Source organism: Bradyrhizobium sp. 147 (assembly GCF_023073935.1).
In the GTDB taxonomy this organism is placed as follows: Bacteria; Pseudomonadota; Alphaproteobacteria; order Rhizobiales; family Xanthobacteraceae; genus Bradyrhizobium.
The window spans coordinates 1-11458 of the sequence record NZ_JADPKL010000024.1 but is presented as its reverse complement, the minus strand read 5'-3'; the positions used below and the strand labels follow the sequence as shown (position 1 = coordinate 11458).

General features: G+C 65.0%; 10 protein-coding genes and 2 pseudogenes. 2 read left to right on the top strand and 10 right to left on the bottom strand.

The features are described from left to right. Nucleotide 1: 1 nt before the first annotated feature. Nucleotides 2-121 (top strand): annotated as a pseudogene (locus IVA87_RS05600) (VapC toxin family PIN domain ribonuclease); the annotation flags it as partial. Here IVA87_RS05600 and IVA87_RS05595 read toward each other — a convergent pair. Beyond that, complete coding sequence (locus IVA87_RS05595; RefSeq protein ID WP_247300938.1) at nucleotides 118-966, bottom strand: DeoR/GlpR family DNA-binding transcription regulator; 849 nt, start codon at nucleotides 964-966, stop codon at nucleotides 118-120. The pseudogene IVA87_RS05600 and the gene IVA87_RS05595 sit on opposite strands and share 4 nt — an antisense overlap. Before the next feature lie 87 nt (nucleotides 967-1053). Next, nucleotides 1054-1738: pseudogene (locus IVA87_RS05590) on the bottom strand (HAD-IA family hydrolase). Between the two features lie 153 nt (nucleotides 1739-1891). On the opposite strand from IVA87_RS05590, the gene IVA87_RS05585 reads away from it, so the two are divergent. Then, entirely contained in the window at nucleotides 1892-2344 is a 453-nt protein-coding gene (locus IVA87_RS05585; protein ID WP_247300940.1) for a nuclear transport factor 2 family protein, read from the top strand. Nucleotides 2345-2565: 221 nt separating this feature from the next. Here the strand turns inward: IVA87_RS05585 and IVA87_RS05580 are convergent, their stop codons facing one another. From IVA87_RS05580 to IVA87_RS05545, 8 genes are all read right to left on the bottom strand, one after another. Next, nucleotides 2566-2757, bottom strand: a complete 192-nt coding sequence (locus tag IVA87_RS05580; protein ID WP_247279568.1) for a hypothetical protein — start codon at nucleotides 2755-2757, stop codon at nucleotides 2566-2568. A 223-nt stretch (nucleotides 2758-2980) separates the two neighbouring features. After that, nucleotides 2981-3391: an acyl-CoA thioesterase gene (locus IVA87_RS05575; protein ID WP_247332977.1), complete on the bottom strand. Its 411-nt coding sequence runs from the start codon at nucleotides 3389-3391 to the stop codon at nucleotides 2981-2983. A gap of 7 nt (nucleotides 3392-3398) precedes the next feature. Further along, entirely contained in the window at nucleotides 3399-5495 is a 2097-nt protein-coding gene (locus tag IVA87_RS05570) for a 3-hydroxyacyl-CoA dehydrogenase NAD-binding domain-containing protein (protein ID WP_247332974.1), read from the bottom strand. Between the two features lie 2 nt (nucleotides 5496-5497). Then, on the bottom strand, nucleotides 5498-6781 hold the full coding sequence (locus IVA87_RS05565; protein WP_247300943.1) for an acetyl-CoA C-acetyltransferase: 1284 nt from the start codon (nucleotides 6779-6781) through the stop codon (nucleotides 5498-5500). Then, a complete protein-coding gene (locus tag IVA87_RS05560; RefSeq protein ID WP_247332972.1) occupies nucleotides 6781-9048 on the bottom strand; it encodes an acyl-CoA dehydrogenase in 2268 nt (755 codons plus the stop codon). Before IVA87_RS05560 ends, IVA87_RS05565 begins: the two co-directional genes overlap by 1 nt. Nucleotides 9049-9349: 301 nt before the next feature. Next, nucleotides 9350-9973 (bottom strand): flavin reductase family protein, encoded by a 624-nt coding sequence (locus IVA87_RS05555; RefSeq protein ID WP_247279563.1) that lies wholly within the window; start codon nucleotides 9971-9973, stop codon nucleotides 9350-9352. 175 nt (nucleotides 9974-10148) lie between these two features. Continuing rightward, entirely contained in the window at nucleotides 10149-10748 is a 600-nt protein-coding gene (locus tag IVA87_RS05550) for a TetR/AcrR family transcriptional regulator (RefSeq protein ID WP_247300945.1), read from the bottom strand. Nucleotides 10749-10782: 34 nt separating this feature from the next. Beyond that, a partial coding sequence (locus IVA87_RS05545) for an efflux RND transporter permease subunit (RefSeq protein WP_247332969.1) occupies nucleotides 10783-11458 on the bottom strand: 676 nt, incomplete at its 5' end.

Genomic DNA, 11458 nt, shown 5'->3' with positions numbered 1-11458 from the left:
CGACGCCCTTATTGCTGCGACCGCACTTGTTCACGGCTTAACGGTCGCTACGCGCAATGTGGGAGATTTCGAACCTACGGGCGTGACGCTGCTGAACCCCTGGGACGCACCTAAATCTTAGCGCAACCGCACCACCGGCACCGCTTCAGGCGCGGCATCCTGCGCATCGGCCTGCGTCTCATCAATCTCCCTCGCCTCCTTCGGCATGGCTTCGACCACCTCGATGCCCTTGCTGTGGCAGATGGTGGCGAGACGCTCGGGCAGCTCCTGGTCGGTGACGAAGGTCTGTATCTGGCTGATGTGGGCGATCCGCACCGGCGCGCTGCGGCGGAGCTTTGTGGAATCGGCGACCAGCATAACGCTGCGCGCATTGGCGATAATCGCCTGCGCCACCTGCACCTCGCGATAGTCGAAGTCGAGCAGCGCGCCCTCTTCATCGATCGCGGACGCCCCGATGATGGCGTAATCGACCTTGAACTGGCCGATCAGCTGCGTCGCGGTCGAGCCGACCACCGCGCCGTCGGCGCGCCGCACGGTGCCGCCGGCGACCACCACCTCGATGCGGGGATGGCGGTAGAGCAGCATGGCGACGTTGAGATTGTTGGTGATGACGAGCAGATCCTCGTGCGAGGTCAGCGCGCTCGCGACCTCCTCCGTCGTGGTGCCGATGTTGATGAAGAGCGAGCAGCCGTTCGGGATCAGCGAGGCGGCAGCAGCGCCGATCGCCTTCTTCTCATCGGCAGCGACGAAGCGGCGCGCCTCGTAGGCGAGATTTTCAACCCCCGAGGCGATGATGGCGCCGCCATGGATGCGGGTCAGCGATCTCCGCTCGCAGAGATCGTTGAGATCCTTGCGGATCGTCTGCGCCGACACCTCGAACCGGCGCGCGAGCTCCTCGACCATGACGCGGCCTGAGGCCCGCGCGAGGTTGAGGATTTCGGCTTGGCGATGGGTCAGTCCGGTCACGGCAAGAGCCTCAAATCAGAACGATGCATGGTGCGGCGGTTCGCGCGTTCGGTCAATGCGGGAGACGATCACGGTTAACGGACTGCCTCACCACGCCATGGCGGCGGCCAGGCGCGCGAGCAGCTCCGGATCGTCGTAGGCGCGCGCGGACGCGACCGCGCCCGCGGCAACAAGGTCTGCATGGCTGAGGGTGGTGCGCATGCCGATGGTCGGGATGCCGGCCGCTGCGGCCGATTGCACGCCGGAGCGTGAATCCTCGAACGCGATCGACGCCTCTGCGCTGGCGCCGACGAAACGCAGCCCTTCCTGATAGGGCAGCGGGTGCGGCTTGCCGTGCGGCAGCTCGTCGCCGATCACGATTGCCTTGAACCGCTCAGTGATGCCGAGGCCGGAGAGCAGCAGCTCGGCGTTGAGGCGCGGCGCGTTGGTCACGGCCACCATGGGAATGCCGGCGGCATCCGCACGGTCGAGCAGCGCCATCAGCCCCGGTATCGGCGCGATCTGCCCGGCCACCAGATCACGAAAGATCGCCTCCTTCTCGCCGAGGATTGCGAGGCGCCGTTCCGACGATTCGTCTGGCAGAAATCGCTCTCCGATCGACACATTGGAAAAGCCCTGAAGCTCGCGCTTGAAGCGCTCATCATCCACCACATGGCCGCGGGGCGAACACGCGGTGAAAGGCTTCGCGATGAAGCGGATCCGTATCGGCCAGCGTCCCGTCAATGTCGAACAGTAACGCCCTGCCCATCGCTTGCCTTTTGGCCTCGATCATTTCCGTACTTCCCAAGTGCGTGGCGCATCAATGCGAAAGACGTATCAATACGGCCTCGATTGCGCAATGACGCGTCCACATCACGACAATGCGGCACTCGACAAAGTCGCGCGCGGCTGCAACACTCGTGGCAAGATCAAAAAGGAGGAAACGATGACGATCAACCGACGCGATCTGGCTCTCTCGACTCTCGCCGTCTCGGCGCTTGCTCTCGCGGCACCTGCATTGGCCGCTTCAGCGGACGAAGAGGCCGTGGCGAAGAAGGTGGAGGCCTTCCGCCTCGCCCAGATCGCAGCCGATCCCAAGGCGCTCGGCGCACTCTGCGCGGAGGAGCTCAGCTACAGCCATTCCAGCGGCAAGGTCGAGGACAAGGCGACCTTCATCGCCAATGCGACCGACGGCAAGTCGAAATTCCTCTCGATCGAATACAAGGACCCGACCATCAAGGTCGTCGGTCCCGCCGCGATCGTGCGCTTCCACTGGCTCGGCGAACAGGAGATGGCGGCCGATGGCAAGAAAGTATCGACCAACCTCCACATCCTGATGAACTGGCAGAAGCAGGGCGACGAATGGAAGCTGCTGTCGCGGGCGGCGACGAAGTTGTGATGACGTTCAACCCTCTCCCTTGCGGGAGCTCGCGGCGAAGCGGCGAGACGGGAGAGGTCTCTATCCACGAAACCAACCTCCCACTTCTGCGTTTGCGAAGCCGACCCTGATCCGGCGCTTCGCGCCACCTTCTCCCGCAAGGAGAAAAGGAGGAGCAGCGGTGTGGGCGGTAAAAATTTCCGACCACGCTTCGCGCGTCAAAATTACCAAGCGGCACGCGCTTACGCCGCCTCCTTCACCTCGCCGTTCACAAGCTTGCGCGCGGCGCGCTCGGCTTCGCGGGCGTTACGGAAGAGTTGACCTTCGAGGCGGTTGAAGCGGTCGGATGAGGCGAAGAAACAGTAGCCTCCCTGAGAACGAACGACGATACCTGCGGTCTGCGAATTGACTTCGATGATGTAGCTGTCCGGCATGGCCCGTGGATTCCTCAGTGCGGGCAAATAACGGCATTCCTGCCCAAAGGTTCCGCGGGCATTTGAGGCCGTTTCCACCCCGAATCGACACGCAATTGAGTACGCCGGGACCTCATCCGTTTTATGACTGGTTCTTGGCGAAGACGCGACGCGATGACTTAGTCGCGCCGCGTTTGCGGCGCTTGCCACGTGTTCGTGAGATGAGGCAGAGCGTCGCGCGCGATTACGTCGCGATTGTCGTGTCGGTCGCGCGAACCGCCTGCGGACGGCCGTGCTCGTCGATCGAGACATAGGTAAAATTGCCGTCGGTGACGAGGAACGGATGCTCCTCGCCGCGCCGCAGCGCCCAGGCTTCCAGATGCACGGTGAGCGAGGTGCGGCCCACCCGTACGAGATTGGCGTAGACGGATACGAGATCACCGACATAGACCGCTTTGCGAAAATTCATCGCTTCGATCGCGACGGTCACTGTGCGCGACTTCGCGACTTTCGAGGCGAACACGCCGCCGCCCACATCCATCTGGCTGAGCAGCCAGCCGCCGAAGATGTCGCCATTCGCGTTGGTGTCGGCGGGCATCGCCAGAGTACGGATGCAGAGATCCCCGCGCGGCCCGGTGGTGGCGTGTTCACTCATATCTCTCTCACGAGAAACTGTTCCAGCCCGGATCGGGCGCAAAGCGCTCGCCGAATCGCTCGGCCAGCGCGCGCAAGCTGGATACGACATTTTCCACACCGCGCGTGCGCGCATAGTTCAACGGACCGCCACGAAACGGTGCATAGCCGGTGCCGAAGATCGTGGCGCCGTCGACCGCGTCGGCGTCGTCGACGACGCCTTCGCGCAGCGCAGCGACGCAGACGTTGGACATCGGCAGCACCAGGCCGTCGATCATCTGGTCGGTGACGCGCGGGCCGGTCTCGGGAAGCTGTGCCTTCTCCGCCTTGCCGTCCTTCCAGACATAAAAGCCCTTGCCGGTCTTGCGGCCGAGCTCGCTCTTGGCCACCTTCTCGCGCAGCCAGGCCGGCGTCGGCGGCAGCAGATCGCCGAACCTGGTGCGCAGCATGTCGCCGACATCGAGACAGATGTCGAGCCCGACCTGGTCGGCCAGCTCGATCGGTCCCATCGGCATGCCGAACTGCTCGGCCGCGGCGTCGATCAGGCGCTGGTCGATCTTCTCGTCCAGCATCACCATGGCTTCCAGCATGTAGGGCGTCAGTGCGCGATTGACGAGGAAGCCGGGCGAGCTCTTCACGGGCAGCGGCAGGCGGTCAATCGCCCCGACGAAGGCGAGCGCCTCTTTCAGCACTTGCGGGTCGTTGCCGTCATGGCTGACGACCTCGACCAGTTGCAGCCGCGACACCGGATTGAAGAAATGCAGGCCGACCAGCCGATCCGGCCGCGCCAGCGTCGTTCGCAAGTCCTGTAGCGGAATGCTCGACGTGTTGGTCGCAAGAATCGCGCCGGGCTTCATTCGCGGCTCGAGGCCGGCATAGACCTTCTGCTTCAGCTCGAGCTTCTCCGGCACGGCCTCGATGATGAGATCGGCGTTGCGTACGCCTTCTCCGTCCATGTCGGGAATGAGGCGATCGAGTGCGTCGCGCACGTCGGTCGGCTTGCGAATGATCTTGCCGTAGAGTTCGGCCGCGCGCTTCACCGCGCCGGCGATCGGCTCCGGCTTCATGTCGGCGAGCGAGACGCGCATCCCCTGTCCCGCGCACCAGGCCGCGATGTCACCGCCCATGGCGCCGGCGCCGATGACATGGACATGCTTGACGGCATTGCCGCTGCCCGCCGCCTTCTTCATCTGCTCGCGCAGGAAGAAGACCCGGATCAGGTTCTGCGCGGTCGGCGTCACCATCAGCTTGGCGAACGAGGCCTGTTCGGCTTTCAGCATCGCGGCCTTGCTGCCGCCATGGGTCTCCCAGAGATCGATCAGCGCATAGGGCGCCGGATAGTGCTCACGAGATGCCGCCTTCGCCGCCTCCGAGCGCATGCGTTTGGCGAGCAGCCCGCGCACGAGGCCGACATTCGCCGCGCGAACCAGCAAGCCCGGCCGCGCCCGCTTCAGACGTCCGAACAGCGCATCCTTCACGGCATTGTGGACGTGGCGCTCCTGCGTGACGGTGTCGACGAGGCCGAGCGATCTGGCGCGGCGCGCATCGATGGTGCGGCCGGTCAGCATCAGGGCCATCGACTGGGTCGGATTGACCAGCGCGGTGAAGCGCGCGGTGCCGCCGAGGCCTGGATGAAGGCCGAGCATCACCTCCGGGAAGCCGAAGCGCGCACCCTCGATGGCGATGCGCGCCTGGCAGGCGAGCGCGACCTCGAGCCCGCCGCCGAGGCAGAAGCCGTGGATGACCGCCACCGTCGGCAACCTCAAGGCTTCCAGGTGATCGACTACGGCACGCGCGGACCGGATGCGTGTCTCCACCGTCTCGGGATCGGACGCGCCGCGAAATTCGTTGACGTCGGCACCGGCAATGAAGCCGGACGGCTTTGCCGAGCGGATCACGAGGCCGGCGGGACGCTCGGTCTCGATCGCCGCAAGCACGGCATCGAACTCCTCCATCACATCCGAGGACAGCGTGTTGGCGCTTGTCTCGGCGCGGTCGAACAGCAGCCAGGCGACACCATCGGCATCGCGCGTCAGCTTGAAATGCTTGTAGGGGCTGTCTGTCCCAGGCTTTGGCCCGAGCTCCAGCACGCGATCGCCAAGCGCGGTCATGATCTTGGAATCCATGGTCACAGCGCCTCGATCAGCATGGCGCCGCCGAGCCCGCCGCCGATGCATTCGGTGGCAACGCCGCGCCGCGTGCCAAGCCGCTTCATGGCGTTGACGAGATGCAGCACGATCCGGTTGCCGGAGGCGCCGACGGGATGGCCGAGCGAGATCGCGCCACCGTCGACGTTGAGTCTTTCGCGGGCGATCTCGCCGGCTGCGCCGTCGAGCCCCAAAATCTCGCGACAGAATTTATCGTCGTTCCAGGCGGCGAGACAGCCGAGCACCTGCGTGGCGAAAGCCTCGTTCAATTCCCAGGTCTCGACGTCGTTGATGCTGATGTCGTTGCGCTGGAGCAGCGGCGTCGCCGACATCACCGGGCCGAGTCCCATGATGCTAGGATCGAGCGCGGCCCAATTGCTGTCGACGATGACGGCTTTCGGAGTCAGCTTGTGCTTGGCGACCGCGGCGTCGGAGGCCAGGATCACCCAGGAGGCGCCATCGGTGATCTGCGAGGAATTGCCGGCGGTGACCTGTCCCCAGGGGCGCTCGAACACCGGCCGGAGCTTTGCAAGCGTCTCGGCCGTCGAGTCCGGGCGTACGCCGTCGTCATGGTCGAAGAACTTGCCATCCCTGGAGAACGCGGTCTCAACCTCGCCCTTCAGAAAACCTTCGGCCTGCGCATGCGCAAGGCGGCGATGGCTCTCGGCCGCGTAGGCATCGGACTGCGCGCGCGTGATGCCAAAGAGATGACCGACGACCTCGGCGGTCTGGCCCATGTTCAAGTCGGTGACGGGATCGGTCAGTCCGCGCTCGAGGCCGATGATCGGCTTGAGATAGCTTGGGCGCAGCCTGAAGGCTGCGGCGAGCTTCGCGGCAACGCCCTTGGCGGTGGCGAGCCCGGCGAACCAGCGCACTCCGGAATTCGGCCAGACCAGCGGCGCGTGGCTCAGCGCCTCGGTTCCGCCGGCCAGGATTATGTCGGCATGGCCTTCGCGGATGTAGCGATAGGCGGTGTCGATCGATTGCATCCCGGAGCCGCAATTGATCTGTACCGTGAAGGCAACCATGTCCTCGCCCATGCCGAGCCGCAGCGCGGCGACACGGGCCGGGTTCATCTCGTCCGCGATCACGTTGACGCAGCCGAGGATGACCTGGTCGAAGTCAGTCGGGGCGAACGGCTGGCGCGCCAGCAGCGGCCGGCCGCATTGCACCGCGAGATCCACCGGCGTGAACGGGCCGGGGCCCGAGCGCGCCTTCAGAAACGGCGTCCGGCTGCCGTCGATGATGAAAACCGGTCGTGCCATCAGCTCGCCGCCCTCTGTTCACCGAGTTCCTGGAAGAACTGATGCACATCGCCGGATTTCTTGTAAATCGGTGACAGCGCCTCCGGCGCAAAATCATCGACCTCGATCACTTCGTTGACGGCTTCGCGGGCGGCGGCGTGCCGCTCGCCCTCGGCTTGCGTGATCACACCCTTGGCGACCGCGTCCTTCCAGTCGCGGACCTGCGCGGCGCGCATGCGCCTGGCGATCGCATCGGTTTCTGCAACCAGCTTGAACGCGCGCTCGAGCCGGGCAAAGCCGCCGTCGTCGTCGACATGGGCGAGATCGGGCGTGAGACGCTCGCGCGCCGCCGACGGCTCCAGGACGAGGCTTGCGCATTGATGGACGACGCGGTCCGACGGGCCGAGCACGCGTGCGCCGAACGGCTGGATCACGAGCTTGAGGAAGGCTGCGACGAAGCGGTTCGGCAGATTGGCCAGAATTTCCGCGAGCCGGTTCTCGATGGTCCGGAAGCCCGTCGCCATGCACCATTCCAGCGCGGCGAAATCCTCCTTCTGACGGCCCTCGTCCTGCCAGCGCTTCAGCGCGGCCGAGAGCAGATACAGCTCGGACAGAATGTCGCCGAACCGCGCCGACAGCATCTCCTTGCGCTTGAGCGCGCCGCCGAGCGTCAGCAGCGCCAGATCGGCGCAGAGCGCGAAGGCGGCAGAGTAGCGCGAGAGCTGGCGATAGAATGACGTGGCATCGCCCGCGTCAGGCGCCGGTGCGAAGGCGCCGAACGTCCAGCTTCGGCCAAAGGCGCGAAGCAGTGTGCGGAAGCTGTGGCCGACGTGCTTCCAGAACGCCTTGTCGAACGCGGCGAGGCCGCGCTCGCGGTCGGTATCGGCGAGCGCATTCATCTCGCCGAGCAGATAGGGATGCGCGCGGATAGCGCCTTGCCCGAACACAATGAGATTGCGCGTGAGAATGTTGGCGCCCTCGACCGTGATGCCGACCGGCACGGCGCGATGCAGATTGCCGAGATAGTTCTGCGGACCATCGATCACCGCCTTGCCGCCGTGGATGTCCATGGCGTCGTCGATCGCAGTGCGCATGCGTTCGGTCGCATGCAGCTTCATGATGCCGGAGATGACGGCAGGATGAATGCCGGCATTGAGCGCCGCGCAGGTCAGCCGCCGCGCCGCATCGAGCTGATAGGCGGTCGCGACGATGCGCGCGAGCGGCTCCTCGACGCCCTCGAACTTGGAGATGGAGATGCCGAACTGCTCGCGGATGCGGGCATAGGCACCGGTGGTGCGCGCCGCAAAGGCGGCGCCGGCGGCCGACAGCGACGGCAGCGAGATGCCGCGCCCGGCGGCGAGCGCCGTCATCAGCATCTTCCAGCCCTGCCCGAGCCGAGCTTCGCCGCCGATGACGTAGTCGAGCGGGATGAAGACGTCGCGGCCCCGGTTCGGGCCATTCTGGAACACTTGCATCGACGGCAGATGGCGGTGACCGATCTCAACGCCGGGCAGATTAGTCGGGATCAGCGCCACCGTGATTCCGAGCTCTTCCTGATCGCCGACGAGGTGATCGGGATCATAGGCCTTGAAGGCGAGACCGAGCAACGTCGCGACGGGGCCGAGCGTGATGTAGCGCTTGTGCCAGTTGAGACGAAGGCCGATCACCTCGCGGTCCTCGAACTCGCCCTTGCAGATGATGCCGGTGTCGACCATCGAGGCGGCATCGGAGCCGGCCTCCGGGCTGGTGAGGCCGAAGCAGGGAATGTCGCGACCATCGGCGAGGCGCGGCAACCAGCGCTGCTGCTGCTCCCTGGCGCCGAAGCGCATCAAGAGCTCGCCGGGGCCGAGCGAGTTCGGCACCATCACCGTGACGGCGGCGGCGATCGAGCGGGTCGAGATCTTGCGCACCACTTCCGAATGCGCGTAGGGGGAGAAGCCGAGCCCACCAAACTCCTTCGGAATGATCATGCCGAAGAACTTTTCGCGCTTGACAAAGTGCCAGACGTCCTGCGGCAGGTCGCGCCATTCCCAGAAGATCTTCCACTCGTCGAGCATGGCGCAGAGCTCGTCGACGGGGCCATTGAGGAAGGCCTGCTCCTCCGCGGTCAGCGTTGCCTGCGGGACCTTCAGCAGCTTCGACCAATCGGGATTGCCGGTGAAGAGATCGGCGTCCCACCAGACGTCACCGGCCTCCAACGCCTCGCGCTCGGTATCGGACATCGCCGGCAGCACGCCGCGCGCCCATGAGAAGATCGGCTTTGTGATGGTGTCGCGGCGGAAGCTCATGGCGGACCTCATGCAACGGCGCGGTTATCGGGCATTTTAGCGGAAATCGGCTGGCGGAGGCGAACATCTCGCCTGCAACATTGACGCGGCCGGGCAGCCGCCCGAGCCATAACGGCGGGGGCGTGGGTGCAGTTCCGGCAGGAGGCGGGGGATGCCGCCGTCATTCCGGGGCGCGCCGTCAGGCGCGAGCCCGGAATCCATCCTGCAGCAGCGCGGTGGATGAATGGATTCCGGGCTCGACGCTACGCGTCGCCCCGGAATGACTCATGGAATGACTCATAGAGAAAGCGGAGGCGCCGGCCTAATCCGGCCGGACCATCTCGAACATGTTTTCCGGCTTGATCTCGAAGTAGTCGCCGCGGCGCCCCGCGCGGACGATGGGTCGGGCGGCGGCGGTCTGGTAGACGCCGTCCTTGATCATGGCCTTGTCGATGTGGACGGCGACGACCTCGCCGAGCGTCAGCCAGGCGTCAGCCTCCTTGCCGTTGGCGCCCTTGAGACGAACGATGTCGGAGACCTTGCATTCGAAGGCGACCGGGCTCTCGCCGACGCGCGGCACGTTGACAAGCTTGCCGGGCACGGCGGTCAGGCCCGCGACCTCGAACTCGTCGACCTCGGGCGCGACATGCGCGGCGGTTGCGTTCATGTGCTTCGCCAGATCCATCGTGGCGAGATTCCAGACGAATTCGCCGGTCTGCTGGATGTTCTCGACCGTGTCCTTCCAATTGGTGGAGGAGAAGCCGATGATCGGCGGCACATAACAGAACGCATTGAAGAAGCTGTAGGGTGCGAGGTTGACGTGGCCCCTGGCATCGCGCGAGGAGATCCAGCCGATCGGCCGCGGCGCGATAATAGCGTTGAAGGGATCGTGCTTGAGGCCGTGGCCCTTGGAGGGCTCGTAGAAGTAGGGGTCTTTGGCGGTCACGCTCTGTTTCCTTCCCGTCTTGCGAGCGGAGCGAAGCAATGCAGAATCCTCCGCGGCGACAGCCTGGATTTGCTTCGCTAAGCTCGCAAAGACGGAGTGTGTTGGTCCGTCCTTGCCGCCATCCATCCGTTAGGGGTGGCGCGAAGCTGCTTATAGGAGGAAACCCACCGCCTCGTCAGTGCCGCGGGGACAATCCCGCGATGACGAAATCGATCATCTGGTCGATGGTCGGGCCCGGCTTGGTGGCGCACTGGGCGATCATCTGGGGATGGAAGAAGCGCATCATTGCGGTGCAGGAGCAGAGCGCGGCCAATTGCAGGTCCGGTGCCTCGAACTCGCCGGCGGCGACGCCCTGCCCGATCATCTGGCCGATCATTCCGGCGATACATTCCATGTGGGTGACGCAGACGTCCCAGTCCTCCTGCATGGCGATTTCGACCATCTCATGCAGCTTATTGTCGCCGACATAGCGCTCGGTGTTCATGCGATGGATGGTGGTGAGCAGCTCGCGGAAGCGCTCCAGCACCGGACCGGGCCGCGCCACGATCCGCTGCGCCTCCAGCTCGACCTCGCCCATCAGCGAGCGGGCCACCGCCTGATGGATCGCCTTCTTCGATTCGAAGAAGCGATAGACGTTGGCGGGACTCATCCGCAGTTCTTTGGCGATGTCTCCGACCGTGGTCTTCTGGTAGCCGATCTGGCGGAACAGCCGCTCGGCCACCTCGAGGATACGATCCCGGGTGTCGCCTTCGATATGTTCCGCAATCAGTGTCATCTGTCAGGACTCGTCAGCCAGCACTTCATCTCACTTATTCAGCCGCTTCAGCAAGCGGAATTGCGCGTGGGTCATCGCTCCCATGCTGCGGCGCGGCAGGCTGCTCGGCGGTACCAGCCTCATCCAGGCTCTTCCTGAACCAGAGCGCATAGAGGCCCGGCAGGTACAAGAGCGTGAGGAAGGTCGCGACAAACAAGCCGCCCATGATGGTGATCGCCATCGGGCCCCAGAAGGCCGAGCGCGACAGCGGAATCATGGCGAGGATCGCGGCCAGCGCCGTCAGCACCACCGGTCGGGCGCGGCGGACGGTGGCCTCCACGATGGCCTCGCGCCGGGTCAGGCCGTGCGAGACGTCGGTCTCGATCTGGTCCACCAGGATGACGGTGTTGCGCATGATCATGCCGGCAAGCGCGATCAGGCCGAGCAGCGCCACGAAGCCGAACGGCGCATTGGCGACGTTGAGCCCAAGAGAGGCGCCGACGATGCCGAGTGGCGCCGTCAGGAACACCAGGATCAGGCGCGAGAAGCTCTGAAGCTGGATCATCAACAGCGTCAGCATCACCATCACCATTAGCGGGAAGAGGATGAAGATCGAGGCATTGCCCTTGGCGGATTCCTCGAAGGCGCCGCCCGGCTCGATCCGGTAGGCCGGCTCGAGGTGGTCCTTGATCGCCTTCAGCTTCGGCGTGATCTGGTTGGTGACGTCGGGC

Bases quoted from the DNA above. Each gene is read 5' to 3' on its own strand.
- IVA87_RS05585 (WP_247300940.1), top strand. From the start codon at position 1,892: ATGACGATCAACCGACGCGATCTGGCTCTCTCGACTCTCGCCGTCTCG.
- IVA87_RS05550 (WP_247300945.1), bottom strand. From the start codon at position 10,748: ATGACACTGATTGCGGAACATATCGAAGGCGACACCCGGGATCGTATC.
- IVA87_RS05575 (WP_247332977.1), bottom strand. From the start codon at position 3,391: ATGAGTGAACACGCCACCACCGGGCCGCGCGGGGATCTCTGCATCCGT.
- IVA87_RS05560 (WP_247332972.1), bottom strand. From the start codon at position 9,048: ATGAGCTTCCGCCGCGACACCATCACAAAGCCGATCTTCTCATGGGCG.
- IVA87_RS05580 (WP_247279568.1), bottom strand. From the start codon at position 2,757: ATGCCGGACAGCTACATCATCGAAGTCAATTCGCAGACCGCAGGTATC.
- IVA87_RS05565 (WP_247300943.1), bottom strand. From the start codon at position 6,781: ATGGCACGACCGGTTTTCATCATCGACGGCAGCCGGACGCCGTTTCTG.
- IVA87_RS05570 (WP_247332974.1), bottom strand. From the start codon at position 5,495: ATGGATTCCAAGATCATGACCGCGCTTGGCGATCGCGTGCTGGAGCTC.